This window comes from Streptomyces sp. NPDC087787 (genome assembly GCF_044743035.1).
Lineage (GTDB): Bacteria > Actinomycetota > Actinomycetes > Streptomycetales > Streptomycetaceae > Streptomyces.
On the sequence record NZ_JBIUVQ010000003.1, the window covers coordinates 415074 to 432854 of the forward strand.

Sequence of the window (17781 nt, forward strand, 5' to 3'; positions counted from 1 at the left end):
CGGTCTGGGTATGTCGCCGTAATGGTGGACCTGGTCGGGCGTTCCGCCGCACGCGGCCACCGCCGCCAGAAAGAAACCACAGGTCGCCGCAGCGACCATCGCACGCCTTGCACCGCGAGTCTGCATGTCCTCATCTTGACCAGGAGACACGACGTGATCTAGTCGAGATTGGCCCAAATAGCCTTATCTCCTTTCTATTAGGGCATCCCACTCTTCGACTCCTGGTCAGAGGCCCTTGGCGCGAAAGCCGAAGCGCGGCAGTTCCGGACACCCGAGGTCTCGGCAGCGAAACGACCAATCCCGGGCATCCGAGGCGTCGGCAGCGAAACGGCCAATCCCGAACCCCCGTACGGAAAACCGCTTGCTCTCGACCGCTTCGCGACGCCAGGCTGTCACGGCTCGCCCGCCGCCCGGGGGCAGCGCTCCGCCACTGACACGAGCCACTGGGACGTCATGCAGATCCAAGACCTTCCGTATCCCGATCCAGGGGTTCCTGACGCACGCTCGGGTCCCCGACTCCTGTGGTGGCTGGGGCGGAACCAGCTGGGCGGTCAGCTGAAGGCACTGACGTGGGGACTGCTGCACTTCGCCTCCGTCTCCTCCCTGCCGTTCTGCGTCGGCCTCGCCGTCCAGGCGGTCGTCGACCGTTCGGGTGCCGGGCTGGCCCTCGCCGGCGGACTGCTGACGGTGGCGTGCGCCGGCAACGCGCTCGGCGACACCTACCTGCACCGCGCTGCGGTCACCAACTGGATCACCGCCGCCGCCCGCGTCCAGCAACTGCTCGCCCGCAAGGCCGCCGGGCTGGGCTCCGGACTGACCCGGCGGGTGGCGGCCGGCGAGGTGGTCGCCGTCTCCACGGCCGACGTCGAGAAGATCGGCTGGTTCGTGGAGGCCGCGTCCCGGTTCACCGCGGCGGCCCTCACCATCGTGCTGGTCTGTATCGCCCTGCTCGTCTACCAGCCCGCGCTGGGCGTGGTCGTCGCCGTGGGGCTGCCCGCGCTGGCTCTCGCGGTGCTGCCGCTGCTGCCCCGCGCGACCCGGCGCGCCGATGTCCAGCGGGAGAAGGCGGGCCGAGCCACCGAACTGGCCTCGGACACCGTCGCCGGACTGCGGGTGCTGCGCGGCATCGGCGGGGAGGAGCTGTTCCTCGACCGTTACCGGCGCGCCTCACAGGAGGTGCGGCACGCCGCCGTCCGCAGTGCCCGCATGTGGTCCCTGATCGCCGCGATCCAGGTCCTGCTGCCGGGCCTGCTGCTGATCGGGGTCGTCTGCTACGGCGTCCATCTGGCCCGCGCGGGCCGGATCAGCGTGGGCGAACTCGTCACCGTCTACAGCTCCGTCATGGTCCTCACCTATCCGCTCCGGCACTTCGTCGAGATCGCCATGGCGTACTCCTTCTCCCGTCCCTCGGCCACCCGGGCCGCCCGAGTGCTGTCCCTGGAACGGTCCACCGACGGGACCGGGACGCGGGCCCCCTTCGTGCCGTCGGGTGATCTGCACGACCCGGCGACCGGCCTTCGGGCACCGGCCGGCCGGCTCACCGCCGTGGTCTGCGGCGACCCGGACGCTGCAGGCCGCTTGGCGGAACGGCTCGGCGGCCACCCCACCGAGCCGGGTACCTCGGCGCGCCTCGGTGGCATACCGCTGGACGAGTTGCCGCTCGGCTCCGCGCGCACCGCCGTCCTGGTCCAGGACAAGGACCCCGTACTGCTGTCCGGATCGCTGCGCGCGCTGCTCGACGTGCCCGCCTCGGGGAAGGTCACCGCCCGGGAGGCACTCACCGCCGCCCAGTGCGACGACGTGCTGGACGCGCTCGCGCAGTCGTCGCCGGCCGCCGAGGACCCGATGGACGTCCGGATCACCGAGCGCGGCCGGTCCCTCTCCGGCGGCCAGCGCCAGCGGCTGGCTCTGGCCCGGTCGCTGATCACCGACCCGGAGGTGCTCGTCCTGGACGAACCGACCTCCGCCGTCGACTCCCACACCGAGGCGCGGATCGCCCAGGGCCTGCGTGACCTGCGGGCCGGACGCACCACGGTGGTGTTCACCTCCTCGCCCCTCCTCCTGGACCACGCCGACCGGGTGGTGCTCGTCCACGAGGGCACGGTCGCCGCGGTCGGTGTGCACCGGGACCTGCTGCACACCGAGCCCCGCTACCGCGCGGTGGTGACCCGGGAGACCGACGAGGAACGCGCCGCACACGGCCTGCTCGACGACGACGGCGGACTGCGGGCCGCACCGGAACGCCGGCCGGACGACGCGCCGCGCGACGACGGGGCCGCCCCGCGGGACGCCACCGAAGAGGCCCTGGAAGAGATGGATGAGATGGAAGAGATGGAGGAGACGGCGTGATCGGCGTGGCGCCCCCCGCCTACGACCCGGCGGCCCCGACGACGGCCGACACCCTGCCCGTCGGCTCCGCCTCGACCGTACGGTCCTATGTGACCGAACTGCTGCGCCGGCACCGGCGCGACTTCGTCCTGCTCATCACCGTCAACACCGTTGCCGTGGTGGCCTCCATGGCCGGTCCCTGGCTGCTGGGCGGTCTGGTGGAAGGGGTGTCGGACCGCACCCGCGAGCTGCGTCTGCCCCTGACCGCGGGGCTGTTCGTCCTCGCGTTGCTCGTCCAGGCGGCGTTCGTACGGGAAGTGCGGCTGCGCGGGGCGATGCTCGGCGAGCGGATGCTGGCCGACCTGCGCGAGGACTTCCTCGTCCGGTCGGTGGGCCTGCCGCCGGGTGTGCTGGAGCGGGCGGGCACCGGCGACCTGCTCTCCCGCATCACCACCGACATCGACCGGCTCGCCAACGCGATGCGCGAGGCCGTGCCGCAACTGGCGATCGGGGTCGTATGGGTGGCGCTGCTGCTCGGCGGTCTGATCGTGACCGCGCCACCGCTCGGCGCGGCCGTGCTGCTGGCCGTGCCGCTCCTGGTGGTCGGCTGCCGCTGGTACTTCCGGCGGGCGCCGTCCGCCTACCGCTCGGAGGCCGCGGGCTACGCCGCCGTGGCCGCCGCGCTCACCGAGACCGTCGACGCCGGGCGCACCGTCGAGGCACACCGCCTCGGCGAACGCCGCGTCGCCCTGTCGGAACTCCGGATCACCCAGTGGACCGCGTGGGAACGCTACACGCTCTGGCTGCGGTCGGTGCTCTTCCCGGTCATCAACGTCACCCACGTCACCGTGCTCGCCTCGGTGCTCATGGTCGGTGGTGTGTTCGTCCTGCGGGGCTGGATCGGGGTCGGTCAGCTGACGACGGGCGCCCTCATCGCGCAGATGCTCGTCGACCCGGTGGGGCTGATCCTGCGCTGGTACGACGAGTTGCAGGTGGCGCAGGTGTCGCTGGCCCGGCTCGTCGGGGTGCGCGACATCGAGCCGGACGCCGGGGACGACTCCCTGGCCCCCGCCGGCCGTGACGTGGACGCGGACCGGGTGCACTTCGGCTACCGGGAGGGCGTCGACGTACTGCGCGAGGTCTCCCTGAAGGTCGCCCCGGGCACGCGGCTGGCCCTGGTCGGCCCGTCCGGCGCCGGGAAGTCCACGCTGGGCCGCCTGCTCGCCGGGATCTACGCGCCCCGGGACGGCCGGGTCGCGCTCGGCGGCGCCGAACTCTCCCGGATGCCCGCCGAACGCGTCCGCTCCCATGTCGCCCTCGTCAACCAGGAGCACCACGTCTTCGTGGGCTCCCTGCGCGACAACCTGCTGCTCGCCCGCACGGACGCCGTCGACGCCGAGCTGTGGGCGGCGCTGGGCGCGGTCGACGCGGACGGCTGGGTCCGTGCCCTCGACGACGGTCTGGACACCGAGGTCGGCTCCGGCGGTCTCGCCCTCACGCCGGCCCAGGCCCAGCAGATCGCCCTCGCCCGGCTGGTCCTGGCCGATCCGCACACGCTGGTCCTGGACGAGGCGACCTCGCTGCTCGACCCACGTGCGGCCCGGCACCTGGAGCGGTCCCTGGCCCGCGTCCTGGACGGCCGCACGGTCGTCGCCATCGCCCACCGGCTCCACACGGCCCACGACGCCGACGTCATCGCCGTGGTCGAGAACGGCCGGATCAGCGAGCTGGGCAGCCACGACGAACTCGTCTCGGCGAACGGCGCCTACGCGGCGCTGTGGCGCTCCTGGCACGGGTGACCGCACGAAGGCCCTACCCCTGAGGCCCGGCGTCCCGCCCATGACACGGACCGCGAGCCGCACCACCGCACGGCGTGCGTGCGTGCGGCGCACGGTCCGTGTCATGGGCGGTGGCGGATGCGATGAACGGAGTGGGGAGGGGCCGCGGTGAGGGGTGTGAGCACGGGCGCGGCCGACGGGAACCGTTCCACCGCGGTGACCGGTGTGGCCGGCGGGTCCGGCGCAGACGGAGCGGCCGGCTCCAGCCCGGCGGCCTGAGCGGCGGTGGAAGCGACGGCCGGCGCGGTGACGGGCGGGGTCGGGGGTTCGGCTCCGTCGCGGTGACCGACGCGGTGACGAACGCACGCGCAAGGACCGGCAAGGTCGCCGGGGGCCGGCCGCGCCCCGATGACCGGTGCGGTGCCAGGCCCCGCGGCCGGGGCGGGCCCGGGACGGGACCGGCGGTGGACGGGGCATCGGCCGGGCGGCGCGGCCGGTGCCGTTGCGCGGTGCCGAACAGCGGTGGAAGGCTGGAAAGCGGAAACGGCTCGGGGAGCACCCGGGACCCGTTCGGTTCGTGCCGGGTGCCTGCTGCGCCCCGTGCACCGGCGGCCGCACATCGGCCGCGGAGAGAACGGGCCCGTCCCCACCACCTGGAGGTACCCGTGGACAGCGCCGACGGATGGGGAGACGACGTCTACCAGCCCGACGACTCCGAGGTCAGGGAGGACACGGGAGTGCTCGACCCGGAGGACACGCTGATGAACGACGGTGTCGACGACCCCCTGGACCGCGGCTGGTCGCCGCCGGAGCGGCCGTGGGCCGTGGAGCACACCGGCGTGACCGCCGAGGAGCGCCACCAGGGCGAGACCCTGGACCAGCGCCTCTCCGAGGAAGTCCCTGAACCGGTTGCCTGGGACGGCGACGACATGGGCGATTGCGAGGACACCGACGGGGAACTCCTGGACAACGAGGTCGGTACCGCCCGCTCCGGCCGTCTCGTCGCCCCCGACGAGGGAGCGCACGAGGACGACGAGAGCGCCCTGGTCGCCACCGACGTGGGCATCGATGGCGCGGCCGCCTCCGCCGAGGAGGCCGCGATGCACGTCGTCGACGAGGAAACCCCTCAGGGCTGACCCGGCCGCCCGCGTGCCGTCACCCCCTCCCCCGCCGCACGAGGAGCATTCATGCAGCAGGACAAGCACCCCGACTACCACCCCGTCGTCTTCCGGGACCGCGCCGCCGGGTACGCCTTCCTCACCCGGTCCACCGCGAGCAGTGAGCAGACCATCGAGTGGGACGACGGCGCGACCTACCCGGTCGTGGACGTGGAGATCTCCTCGGAGAGCCACCCCTTCTACACCGGCAAGGCCCGCACGGTCGACTCGGAGGGCCGGATCGCCCGGTTCGAGCGGCGCTACGGCGGCGGTCAGGTTCCCGGAGGTGACGGAGCCGCCTGACCGGCCACGGGAGGCAGGCCGGCCTCCCCGGCCGGGAGCCGGACCGGTCGAGCGGTACGGACGCGACCGGGGCCCCGGCGGGACCGCCGCGCGCAGTGCGCCTCGAGCCCGGCTGAGCGTGTCCCTCAGTTGACGTTCAGCGCGACCACGCAGCCCAGTCCGCCGATCACCATGAACGCCGGCATCAGCACCTTGAGCTCGACCCAGTCGCCGGCCCGGAACCGCATCGCCTTCGGCGGCCCGATGGGGTACCAGCGCTTGCGGCCTATGGGTATCGGCCACAGGACGGGACACCCGGAGACGGTCAGCGCGTCCCCGAGGTCGTGCATCAGCGCTCCCAGCACGATCGGCAGGCCCAGCCACAGGTACTCCTGACCGGGAGCGGTGAACAGCCAGTCCGAACCGTTGCCGGGCTGGTCGAGGATGTCCGCCAGGATCCAGGCACTGGTCGCGGCCAGCAGCCAGACCAGGACCGCGCTGCTCGAGCCGCGGGCCGCCCGCCACAGCAGACCCTCGATGGCCAGCACCATGTGCACGAAGAGAATGCCCAGCACCGCCCAGCGGCCTCCGGTGATCGCCAGCACGGAGGTGCCCGCACCGATCAGCACCGCCCACAGCCAGGTGTGCGTCAGCGTCCGGTGCCCGCCGGCACGGCGCGGGTCTCCCTTCATCCGCGTCGCCTTGTAGACGGTGTAGGACAGCTTGTCGACGATCTCGCACAACGCGTGCGAGACAGGTCCGAAGGCCCGCGAGATGGTGGCGGCCTTGTGGTCCAGGTCCGGGGCGAGCGCGGCCCCCGCGCAGATCAGCGCACCGACCAGCAGGACCGGCCAGGGCATCGGGTGCCCGGCCGCCGAGACCGCCGCTCCGACGCCGAGCCAGGCCGCCGCTCCCGACAGTGAGTGTGCTGGTCCCATCATGGCCTTGCCCGCCCCATTCCTCTTGCGCCGCTGTCCAGTTGACCTGGTGTGCCGATGTACTGCCGGCGACACAGCGTAGCGTTCGTGATCTTCGGTCGGGCATCCGATTCCCGTCTCGGCCGGGGTGCCAGGCAAGATGGGGGCGTGACCCTCATCGATCAGCTCCCGCCGACCGCCGACCCCGACGCCCTGTACGAGGCCTTCGAATCCTGGGCGCAGGAGCGCGGTCTTACGCTCTACCCCCACCAGGAGGAGGCGCTGATCGAGGCGGTCTCCGGAGCCAACGTGATCGTGTCGACGCCCACCGGGTCCGGCAAGAGCATGATCGCCGCCGGCGCTCACTTCGCCGCGCTGGCCCGGGACGAGGTCACCTTCTACACGGCACCGATCAAAGCGCTGGTGTCGGAGAAGTTCTTCGAACTGTGCAAGCTGTTCGGCACCGAGAACGTCGGCATGCTCACCGGCGACGCCTCCGTGAACGCCGACGCGCCCGTCATCTGCTGCACGGCGGAGGTCCTCGCGTCGATCGCCCTGCGCGACGGCAAGAACGCCGACGTCGGCCAGGTCGTCATGGACGAGTTCCACTTCTACGCGGAGCCCGACCGGGGCTGGGCCTGGCAGATTCCGCTGCTGGAACTGCCGCAGGCGCAGTTCGTGCTGATGTCGGCCACGCTCGGCGACGTCTCCTTCTTCGAGAAGGACCTCACCCGCCGCACCGGACGCCCCACCGCGGTGGTCCGCTCGGCGACCCGCCCGGTCCCCCTGTCCTACGAGTACCGGCGCACACCGCTGACCGAGACGCTCACCGACCTGCTGCAGACGCGCCAGGCGCCGGTGTACATCGTCCACTTCACCCAGGCGCAGGCCGTGGAGCGGGCACAGGCGCTGATGAGCATCAACATGTGCTCGCGCGAGGAGAAGGATCAGATCGCCGAGCTGATCGGCAACTTCCGCTTCACCACCAAGTTCGGCCGCAACCTCTCCCGCTACGTCCGGCACGGCATCGGCGTCCACCATGCCGGCATGCTGCCCAAGTACCGGCGTCTGGTGGAGAAGCTGGCGCAGGCCGGTCTGCTGAAGGTGATCTGCGGCACGGACACGCTCGGCGTGGGCGTCAATGTGCCGATCCGTACGGTGCTGTTCACCGCGCTGACCAAGTACGACGGCAGCCGGGTACGCACGCTGCGCGCCCGTGAGTTCCACCAGATCGCCGGCCGGGCCGGCCGCGCGGGCTACGACACCGCCGGCTTCGTCTGCGCGCAGGCCCCCGAGCACGTCATCGAGAACGAGAAGGCACTCGCCAAGGCGGGCGACGACCCGAAGAAGCGCCGCAAGGTCGTCCGCAAAAAGGCACCGGAGGGCTTCGTCGGCTGGTCGGACAGCACCTTCGACAAACTCATCGCCTCCGAACCCGAGCCGTTGACCTCCCGCTTCCGTGTGACACACACGATGCTGCTGTCGGTGATCGCACGGCCCGGCAATGCCTTCGAGGCGATGCGGCGTCTGCTGGAGGACAACCACGAGCCGCGCAAGCAGCAACTGAGGCACATCCGGCGGGCGATCGCCATCTACCGCTCGCTGCTGGACGGCGGCATCGTGGAGAAGCTCGACCGGCCGGACGCCGAGGGCCGCATCGTCCGGCTGACCGTCGACCTCCAGCAGGACTTCGCGCTCAACCAGCCACTGTCCACCTTCGCCCTGGCCGCGTTCGAGCTGCTGGACCCCGAGTCGCCGTCCTACGCGCTGGACATGGTGTCCGTCGTGGAGTCCACACTTGACGATCCACGGCAGATCCTCGCCGCCCAGCAGAACAAGGCGCGTGGCGAGGCCGTGGCCGCGATGAAGGCGGACGGTGTCGAGTACGAGGAGCGCATGGAGCGCCTCCAGGAGATCACGTACCCCAAGCCGCTGGAGGAGCTGCTCTTCCACGCGTACAACACCTACCGCAAGAGCCACCCGTGGGTGGGCGACCACCCGCTGTCGCCGAAGTCCGTGATCCGCGACATGTACGAACGGGCCATGTCCTTCACGGAGTTGGTGTCCTTCTACGAGCTGGCCCGCACCGAGGGCATTGTGCTGCGCTACCTGGCCAGCGCGTTCAAGGCCCTGGAGCACACCGTCCCGGACGACCTGAAGTCCGAGGACCTCCAGGATCTGATCGCCTGGCTCGGCGAGATGGTGCGCCAGGTCGACTCCAGCCTCCTGGACGAGTGGGAGCAGTTGGCCAACCCGGAGGAGATGACCGCGGAGGAGGCCCAGGAGAAGGCCGACCAGGTCAAGCCGGTCACCTCCAACGCGCGCGCGTTCCGCGTCCTGGTCCGCAACGCCATGTTCCGCCGCGCCGAACTCGCCGCACTCGACCAGGTCGGGGAGCTGGGCGAGATGGACGGCGAGTCCGGGTGGGACGCCGAGGCGTGGGGCGAGGCGATGGACAAGTACTGGGACGAGTACGACGACCTCGGTACCGGTCCCGACGCCCGCGGCCCCAAGCTGCTGGTGATCAAGGAGGAGCCGCAGAACGGGCTGTGGCGGGTGCGGCAGATCTTCGACGATCCCGCCGGCGACCACGACTGGGGCATCAGCGCCGAAGTCGATCTCGCGGCGTCCGACGCCGAGGGCCGCGCGGTCGTCCGTGTGACCGACGTCGGTCAGCTGTGAGCCGACGTCGACCCGTTCTGAACTCAGGAGTCTCCCGCCCATGACGAACCCGGCCGAAAGGCTCGTCGACCTGCTCGACCTGGAGCAGATAGAAGTCAACATCTTCCGCGGTCGCAGTCCGCAGGAGTCCCTCCAGAGGGTCTTCGGCGGCCAGGTGGCCGGCCAGGCGCTGGTCGCCGCCGGACGCACGACGGACGGGGAGCGGCCGGTCCACTCGCTGCACGCGTACTTCCTGCGACCGGGCCGGCCGGGTGTGCCGATCGTGTACCAGGTGGAGCGGGTACGGGACGGGCGGTCCTTCACCACCCGCCGGGTCACCGCCGTACAGCAGGGCCGGACGATCTTCAATCTGACCGCCTCCTTCCACAAGCCTGAACAAGGGAGCTTCGAGCACCAGATGCCCGCGGGGCGCGAGATCCCGGAGCCGGAGTCCCTGCCGACGGTCGCGGACGAGATCCGGGAGCATCTGGGCACACTGCCGGAGCAGTTGGAGCGCATGGCACGGCGGCAGCCGTTCGACATCCGGTACGTGGACCGGCTGCGCTGGAGCACCGAGGACGTCAAGGAGGCCGAACCGCGCAGCGCCGTGTGGATGCGCGCGGTGGGACCGCTCGGTGACGACCCGCTCGTGCACACCTGCGCGCTGACCTATGCCAGCGACATGACCTTGCTGGATGCGGTGCGCATCCCGATCGAGCCGCTGTGGGGGCCGCGCGGCTTCGACATGGCGTCGCTGGACCACGCCATGTGGTTCCACCGGCCGTTCCGTGCGGACGAGTGGTTCCTGTACGACCAGGAGTCACCGATCGCGGTGGGCGGCCGGGGCCTCGCCCGGGGCCGCATCTACAACCTCGAAGGGCAACTCATCGTGTCCGTGGTGCAGGAGGGGCTGTTCCGCAAGGTGAGCTGACCTGCGGTTTCACCGACTATCGGTCGGCCCGCGGAGCGTCGTCCGGCGCGCCGCGGGCCGGCCGTCACGACGTTCTCGCCGAGAACGAAGCAGAGGCTGTGGCCCGAGGCGCACCCCACCGCGTCTCATCGCGTTTCGTTGCACCCCACAGCGATTCGTGCCAATAGTGTGCCGGCGAAGACGCATGGTCCAGTCCACTTCGCCCGATAACCCGGCCCTCCCGATCGTCACTGAGGGCGTCGATGATGCGCCGCGCCTTGTGCCGGACATCGAGGTATCGCGTGGAGTCCAACCGGCCTCCGCTCGGGCCGCGGAAGAGCCGACCGTCCTCCGCCGTCCCGAACTCGTCGACGTACGTCCGCGGTATCTGCACCAGTTCAGGGGACACCGCTACCAGACGTACGTCGCCGCGTGCCCGGTGCTTGAGCCCTCGCTGCTCGTGCTTTCGCCCGTCATCCGTCCACGCGGAGCGGGCGCGTGTGCCGGCCTGGTGCAGCGTGAGGAGGCCTGGCCCCTTCTGCGGGAGTTGGCAATCCTGAAGTCTCAACTCGACCGCCTCTTCAGGCCGCAGGGCCGCGAAGTACAGGGTCGCGAAGAACGGCATGAGGAGTCGCCCTCGCCCGTGAGCCCAGGTGCTGGCGTAGGTGACCGCGGTCAAGAGTTCTCTGGGCTGCCATGGACTCACCACCACGCGTGGGTCCACCTGGCGAGTGAGTCGTGGAGTACGTCCACAAATCCTACTGAGAGGGTTTTCCGGGAGGTCCCCCTTTTCCACCGCGTATTCGAGCGCGTTGTGACACACAGCCCGAATCCGTTGTGCGTGGCTGGGACTCGCGGGCGCCCCGTTCAGACGGAAGCTGATGGTCCGCAAGGCATGACGTCCGACCTCAAGGTCCTTCAAATCCGTCACGGGCCGCGAGCGTTGTGCGACCCATTCCGACGCGACTGACACATCGACTTCCGGCGCTTCACTCTGCGCTGTCAGCCGGAAAGCCCAGCGAGTCAGGGCCCGACGCATTACTTGCGAGTCCGGCGCCACCACACCCCTTTTAGGCTCGACAAGCAGTTCAGTTGTTATGCGAGCCAGCGCGAAATCCGTATTCTTACGTGTATTTGCCGCCACACCCGGCCATTTCATTTCCGCGTAGGCACGAGCGAACTGATACCACGTCAGAGCCTCTGACTCCGGCTGCATCGACACAGGAAGGCCTGTTTCACCGTCGAAGACCTCACCACGGTTCGCAGCAGCGACAAGGTTGACGCGGAAGAGTTCAGCGTGGGCAGAGGGGCGGTAGGAGGCGTAGAAGGCTTCCCCGTCAACAGCCCAACGAACCTGGTACGGCTTCGGTCGACCCTTTCTATTTTGGGTTTTCCAAAATTGGACGTTCGAGATTCGCAACTTCCACCACCAATTCAGAGGGATTAGATTCACAGGCTTCGCCAGGCTGGTGGCGTTGGTACGGCGTCGCGGTGGTGACGTGCAGCGGGGCCGGCCGTGGCGGCTGCCGCTGGAGGACCGGGTGTTGCTGGTGGCGACGTACTGGCGCACGAACCTCACATTGCGGCAGGTGGCGCCGTTGTTCGGGGTCTCGAAGTCGGCGGCCGACCGCATCCTCGATCACCTGGCACCGCTGCTGGCCGTCTCGCCGGCCCGTCGGCCGCGCAAGGACACGGTCTACATCGTGGACGGCACCCTGGTGCCTACCCGCGACCGCAGCATCGCCGCCTCGAGCAAGAACTATCGATACTCGACCAACCTTCAGGTCGTCATCGACGCCAACAGCCGCCTGGTGGTAGCGATCGGCTTGCCGTTGCCCGGCAGCCGCAACGACTGCCGGGCGTTCACGGAGTCCGGCGTCGATCGGGCCTGCCGCGGCGCACCGACCATCGCCGACGGCGGCTACCAGGGAACCGGCCTGCTCATCCCGCACCGCAAACGACGAGGTCAGGCGCACCTCAGCCCCCGACAGGAAGCGGAGAACGCCGTCCACCGCCGGGCGCGAGCTCGCGTGGAACACGCCCTGTCGCGACTGAAGAACTGGAAGATCCTGCGGGACTGCCGGCTCAAGGGCAACGGCGTTCACCAGGCCATGCTCGGCATCGCCCGACTCCACAACCTGGCCCTCACCGGATAACCCGCACCCCATACGGGACAACCTCTAGCATTGCTGAGCGTTGAGGGCCTGAAGGGTGAACCGGATCGGGACCGTGAGTTGTAGGACCGAAGCGTGCCGTTGGACAGGTGGGCTCCTTGCGTCGAGACCTCGGGGAGGCAGGGCTCGGTGCGCAGGCCAGGCAGCATCAGGACACGAGGCGACGGCTGTGTTCGCCACTGGCCCGAATATCCTTGCCTATTCGCTGACCTGGTTGGTTTTGGGAACGTTGTACGTTGACATCGTCCCCGCAGTAAGTTCCAGTCCTTTGAGGCCCTTTCTCGTCTGCTGTGAGCGAATCGGGCTGAGAAGCCGTTGCCTTTCCGAGAGGGACCGCTGTGTTTCTGTTGGTCAGGCACAGTTCCGTTGTCGTGCGGCACTGATGGCCTGTCGTGTTGTCTCCTCGGCGGAGGTGCCGGGTGCCCGGCAGCGGGTGGAAGTCCTGCAGGCCGAGGCCGCCTGGGAGCGGTTCGTGACTGCCCGTGAGACGGTCGGGCAGGTCCTTGCGGAGCCGCGTGACCGCGAGCAGGCGCCGGTGGCCATGCCCGGGCAACGCCCGGGGCCGGTGCCCGGCTCGGTGGTGCCGGTCCGGAGTGAAGGATTGGACGCTGCGGCGCTGGCACCGGACTACCGGCGGATCATGACCGTCCTGGCTGGGCGGGGCGGAGAGGCGATGGACTGCCGGCAGCTCGCCGCGGGGCTTGCTCTGGAGTCGGTTCCGGCGAAGGTGGAGGGGGTGCGATCGAAGACCAGACGCCTGGCCCGGCGGGGCTGGCTAAGACCGTGTCCTATGTGGTGAGGCGGATGAGTCGCTTGTAGCAGCAGAGGGCGGCGGCGAGGCCGAGAAAGGCCAGGTAGTTGCGGGGATGGCGTTCGTATCGGTGGTTGAGTCTGCGGTAGCCGGCCAGCCAGGACGTTGGGTCGGCCGCGCGGTGAGGTGCTCGCCGTGGGCGAGTCCTGTTCCGCGCGGCCTCCCGCCGAACCGGACATGACGGTTTCCCTGTCATCCGGCTCTCCAGTGACTACTGCGTGAGTGGTCTGACTGGCCTTTCCGAATGGATACGATCGTGGCAGGTGTCGCAGGCCACGACCGTTTTGCGGCGCCGGTGGAGCATGACACGCGCCCAGTCGGAAGGCTGCCATCCGGCATGTGCGAGGTCGGCGAGAGCGCGGACGTGGTGCACTTGCACGTTGCCCTTGCTTCCGCAGATCTCGCAGGTGTCCGCCAGGAGTCTCGCGATGAGTTCCTTCTGCGGATAGTCCACCCGGACCGGCTCACGATCAGCGAGTTCCACCGCTCGCTGCCGTTGGAGGGGTATCCCGCCGAACCGCGCCACCAGTGGCTTCCTGTTCTTCCGTTCAATTCGGGCCTCGAAACAGACTCGGGGCCCATTGGGGGTGTCGATTCTGGCCTTGTGCTTGGCGGCCATCTTCGATACCGACGAACGGTGCTTGGCTGCGAGAGTCTTGAGCATGGATGTCTCCATGACCCATTGCAGCCGGTGCAACCGGAAAACATCTCCGGCGAGTAGGTAGTACTGGACAACGCCCCGGTAAACGGTCCCGAACGTCGCCACGATCGCATGATCGCTGCTGTTGATCAGGGCCGTCCTCTTCGCGGGGTTTCCGCGGGCGAGGTAGGGGGCGCACTTGGCTTTGATCACGTCCTGTGGGACACGCAGAGCGATCTGGCCGTTGACTCGACGGTAACGGCCTGTCTTCTTCGTGTCGTTGTGCTGGGTCGTGATCTCGTAGCCGAGGAACCTCGCTGCCCCGGTGCGGGCATGAGTGATCAGCGTCTTTTCATGGGACAGTTCCAGCCTGAGTTTGTCACGCAGGAACTGGGCCAGACGCTGTTTGATCTGCTCGGCCTCGGCCTTCGGTCCGGTGAAACCGAGGAGGTGATCGTCCGCATAGCGTATGTAGCGCAGCCTGCGGTATGCCGGATCGCCTGGATCCGCACTGGGCAGACTGACCATCCGTTGACGTAACGCACGGGCCTGGACCCGGTCGCCGCGCCGACGGGCTTTCGCCAGCAGATTCTGCAACTCCAGATAGGCCGGGTTGCGGGCCCGGCGTTTTCCGTGGGTGTACTCCGGAATCAGAACTGTCTCGACGAACTCGTCCAGCTTGTGCAGGTAGATGTTGGACAGGACCGGGGAGGCCACACCGCCTTGCGGCGCTCCGGAGAGCGTGGCACCCCACCTCCAGTCCTCCAGGTATCCGGCTGTCAGCATGTTGCGCACCAGCCGTAGAAACCGCTGGTCATGGATCTTCTCACCGAGGATCGACAGCAGGACCTGATGGTCCAGGCTGCCGAAGCAGTCGGCGATGTCCCCTTCGATGAACCAGGATGTCCCGGTCCAGGTGTGGTCCACCTCCCGCAATGCGGTGTGGCAGCCCCGACGGGGACGGAAGCCATGCGAGTGGTCGGAGAACGTCGGCTCGTAATACGCCTCTAACAATAGGCGGATCACCTCCCCGACGAGCTTGTCCGACCAGGTCGGCAGTCCCAGTGGACGCGTCTTCCCGTTCTTCTTCGGGATATGGATGCGTCGGACCGGATTGAAGCGGTAACGCTCGTGACGCATCGCCTCAACGATCCGGTCGATCTTCCGCTGTGACATGCCGTCCACGGTTTCCGACGTGACCCCAGGCGTCATCGCACCCTGCTTGGCGTAGATGCGACCGTAGGCCAGCAGATACAACTGCGGATTGAACAGCTGCCGATACAGCTCATCACATGGCAGGCCGAGCCTGCCGCGTTCACGCAGGACACCCAGCACCGTTTTGGCGCTCTGCATTTCGCATACCTCCCGGGTTCGAGCGTCCGAATCACCTGGCCCCCTTTGCCCGATGTGGACGGCTTTCCCGTCCTCCCTGGCCGGTCGTGACTCCGGCGACTACTACGGGGCCTCCGTCGCCATAGGACTCGCGTCCCGTAGGCGATCCCACGTTCGTCTCTATCTGTACGTTCTAGCGCGACGTAGGCGTCCCACTCATCTCCTTGAATGTCCTCGCTGGACATCGCTCCGCACCCCGGAGGTGCACCGGGCAACAATGAAACCCCGTGCAGAGTGCGGCGCCGGTTTCAGCTGTCGTTTCCGGCGGATGGGAACTTGCATCTTCTGGAGATTGGGCTTCAAACAATCCAGTCTTCGCCATATCGCGCGGGCCGCCCAGCACACCGTCCCTGACAACTGAGCCCGGTCGCTGGTTTTCTGACATGCTGTTGTCCCCTTCACCTTTCGGATCCAGGTAAGTCATTCGGCCCAGGAACCTCCTTCCGAGTTCCTCCCGGTTGAGCCGGGGATACAAACAGAGCGCCTCGTGGCGCACATGGTCCGCTCGATGACCCATCGTCGGCGCCCCAACCGTTCGCTGGACTCGACCCCCTTGCGGGCGATGCGCACGCCGATGCGCTTGCCCCATAACCATTTCCGCAGGTGAGGGATGTCGTAAGCCTTGTCGGCATGGAGGCGTCGAGGCTTGAAATAGCGGCCGCGATGGGGGTCGTGTTTCGTTTGGAGACCCAAGATCATGGGCTTCAGGGCGAGGCTGTCGTGGGTGTTCGCCGCGGAGACGCCGACGAGGAGGGGCAGTCCGTTCGCGTCCGACAGGACGTGCATCTTGGACCCCTGCTTGCCCCGGTCCACGGGGCTCGGACCTGTGAGTTCGCCCCTTTTTTCGCCCGCACGTGGGCAGAGTCGAGGACAGCTCGGGAGAGGTCGAGCAGGCCGGCGTCGTCCAGGCGGTGCAGGGTCTCCTCGTGCAGCCGGCCCCACACTCCCGCCCGCGACCAGATCAGGAACCGGCGATGCGCGGTCGACTTCGATATCCCGAAGCACGGTGGCAACGCCCGCCAGGCACACCCGCTGACCAGCACGTAGATGATTGCCGCGAACAGCGTCTCGTCAGGCGTGTCTTGTGTCCCGCCGCCCTGCGGCCGCACCCTCGACGGCGGGATCAGCGGCTCCGCGATCTCCCACAGCCCGTCCGGAACAATCCAACTCCACGTACCCCGCCCCATAACCAAGTTCAACGACCCAGCCCCACATAGGACACGGTCTAATACTGCAACGGTGCTTGTCGTGACTGGTAGCCAGGTCGGTCGTTGGTGTGGTTGTGGGTGGGGACCTTGCTGATGTCAGGTTGTGGGCGGGTGAACTGGACGCGATGCATGAGCGGTTCGTGCACCGTTTCAGCAGGTCGGAGCCGCGTGAGTCGACTCTGGCTTATATGCGGGGATTGATCGCTCCGCTGCAACGGAAGAACGGCTGGACGCTGGCGGAGGAGGCCGGCCACGCAGGCCCGGACCGTATCCAGCGGATGCTGAACCGGATCGAGTGGGACGCCGATGAGGTGCTCGACGACGTGCGTCAGTACGTGGTCGACAACCTCGGCGATCGTGACGCCGTCCTGGTCGTGGACGATACGGGCTTCTTGAAGAAGGGGACACGGTCGGCCGGGGTGCAGCGGCAGTACTCCGGCACCGCCGGGCGGACGGAGAACTGCCAGGTCGGCGTCTTCCTCGCCTATGCCACCAACCGTGGGCGGACACTGATCGACCGGCGTCTGTATCTGCCCACCTCCTGGACCGACGACCGCGAAAGGTGCCGCCGGGCCGGCATCGACGACGAGGTCGCCTTCGAGACCAAGGTGGCCATGGCCAAGGCGATGGTCCGCCGCGCTATCACGGACAAGATCCCGTTTCGCTGGGTGACCGCGGATGCCGCCTACGGCTTCGCCAAGGGCTGGCGGTCCGAGTTGGAGCGGGAGGACGTCTTCCACGTCATGGCCACCACCCGGCACGACACCGTGGTCACCCGCTGGGCGATCGACCATCCCGTCCACGACCTGTTCAACGGCCTTGCCCGGCAGAAATGGAAGCGCCGTTCCTGCGGCACCGGGGCTCACGGCCTTCGGATCTACGACTGGGCACGCGTCGAAGTACGGCCCTGGCACCGACCCGACCGCCGTCACTGGGTGATCGCCCGCCGCAGCGTTGCCCGCCCGCAAGAGATCTCCTACTACATCGCCTACTGCCCCGCCGAGACCACCCTGGACGAGCTGATCCGCATCGCGGGCAGCCGATGGGCCATCGAGGAATGCTTCCAAAGCGCTAAGCAGGAGTGCGGCCTGGATGACTACCAGGTCCGCCGTTACCCCGGCTGGCACCGCCACATGACCCTCGCCATGGCCGCCCACGCCTGTCTGACCGTCCTGCGAGCCCGCGAGTTGGATGCCGGGAAAGCAGAAACGGACCTCCCAGCTCATCCACCTCAGCCTCGCCGAGATACGACGGCTGATCACCCGCCTCACGGACCGCCGCCCCACACCCGTGGAGCACATCCTGCACTGGTCGACGTGGCGCCGACGACGACAACACCAGGCCCGCGTCAGCCACTACAAACGCCGCGGACACAGCCCCTGACCTGGCCATCAGTCACGACAAGCACCGTTGCAGTACTAGCCTCGAGGGACTGTAAAACGTTCGGTGTAACTCCTGATCAAGGAAGATGCACCGATGACCAGTGAGAACGTGTCCGAGGCCCAGTCCGTCGAGATGCCTGA

The 17781-nt window shown here is 68.5% G+C and carries 9 protein-coding genes and 3 pseudogenes; 8 read left to right on the top strand and 4 right to left on the bottom strand.

What is annotated here, in order from left to right; translation table 11 throughout:
* Nucleotides 1-453 precede the first annotated feature (453 nt).
* The 4 genes from ACIOWN_RS07830 (at nucleotide 454) to ACIOWN_RS07845 (ending at nucleotide 5566) form a co-directional block, all read left to right on the top strand.
* Complete coding sequence (locus tag ACIOWN_RS07830; protein ID WP_362349863.1) at nucleotides 454-2349, top strand: ABC transporter ATP-binding protein; 1896 nt, start codon at nucleotides 454-456, stop codon at nucleotides 2347-2349.
* Nucleotides 2346-4127, top strand: a complete 1782-nt coding sequence (locus ACIOWN_RS07835) for an ABC transporter ATP-binding protein (protein WP_362349865.1) — start codon at nucleotides 2346-2348, stop codon at nucleotides 4125-4127. The genes ACIOWN_RS07830 and ACIOWN_RS07835 overlap by 4 nt, the downstream gene beginning before the upstream one ends.
* Before the next feature lie 644 nt (nucleotides 4128-4771).
* On the top strand, nucleotides 4772-5242 hold the full coding sequence (locus ACIOWN_RS07840) for a DUF5709 domain-containing protein (protein WP_401981068.1): 471 nt from the start codon (nucleotides 4772-4774) through the stop codon (nucleotides 5240-5242).
* Between the two features lie 51 nt (nucleotides 5243-5293).
* Nucleotides 5294-5566 (top strand): type B 50S ribosomal protein L31, encoded by a 273-nt coding sequence (locus ACIOWN_RS07845; RefSeq protein ID WP_362349868.1) that lies wholly within the window; start codon nucleotides 5294-5296, stop codon nucleotides 5564-5566.
* A gap of 125 nt (nucleotides 5567-5691) precedes the next feature.
* Here ACIOWN_RS07845 and ACIOWN_RS07850 read toward each other — a convergent pair whose 3' ends face one another.
* Nucleotides 5692-6486, bottom strand: coding sequence for a metal-dependent hydrolase (locus ACIOWN_RS07850; protein WP_401981072.1), 795 nt, complete (start codon nucleotides 6484-6486; stop codon nucleotides 5692-5694).
* Nucleotides 6487-6630: 144 nt separating this feature from the next.
* Between ACIOWN_RS07850 and ACIOWN_RS07855 the strand changes: the two genes are divergently transcribed.
* From ACIOWN_RS07855 to ACIOWN_RS07865, 3 genes are all read left to right on the top strand, one after another.
* Nucleotides 6631-9144 (top strand): DEAD/DEAH box helicase, encoded by a 2514-nt coding sequence (locus ACIOWN_RS07855; RefSeq protein WP_401981074.1) that lies wholly within the window; start codon nucleotides 6631-6633, stop codon nucleotides 9142-9144.
* 40 nt (nucleotides 9145-9184) lie between these two features.
* Complete coding sequence (locus ACIOWN_RS07860) at nucleotides 9185-10054, top strand: acyl-CoA thioesterase II (RefSeq protein ID WP_362349874.1); 870 nt, start codon at nucleotides 9185-9187, stop codon at nucleotides 10052-10054.
* A gap of 1391 nt (nucleotides 10055-11445) precedes the next feature.
* Complete coding sequence (locus tag ACIOWN_RS07865; protein ID WP_401981098.1) at nucleotides 11446-12189, top strand: transposase; 744 nt, start codon at nucleotides 11446-11448, stop codon at nucleotides 12187-12189.
* 806 nt (nucleotides 12190-12995) lie between these two features.
* Here the strand turns inward: ACIOWN_RS07865 and ACIOWN_RS07870 are convergent.
* From ACIOWN_RS07870 to ACIOWN_RS07880, 3 genes and pseudogenes are all read right to left on the bottom strand, one after another.
* A pseudogene (locus ACIOWN_RS07870) lies at nucleotides 12996-13121 on the bottom strand (IS5/IS1182 family transposase); the annotation flags it as partial.
* A 108-nt stretch (nucleotides 13122-13229) separates the two neighbouring features.
* On the bottom strand, nucleotides 13230-15011 hold the full coding sequence (locus ACIOWN_RS07875) for a reverse transcriptase domain-containing protein (protein WP_401981076.1): 1782 nt from the start codon (nucleotides 15009-15011) through the stop codon (nucleotides 13230-13232).
* A 534-nt stretch (nucleotides 15012-15545) separates the two neighbouring features.
* Nucleotides 15546-16237 (bottom strand): annotated as a pseudogene (locus ACIOWN_RS07880) (IS5 family transposase); the annotation flags it as partial.
* A 95-nt stretch (nucleotides 16238-16332) separates the two neighbouring features.
* Between ACIOWN_RS07880 and ACIOWN_RS07885 the strand changes: the two are divergent.
* Nucleotides 16333-17516 (top strand): annotated as a pseudogene (locus ACIOWN_RS07885) (IS701 family transposase).
* The last annotated feature ends 265 nt before the right edge of the window (nucleotides 17517-17781 follow it).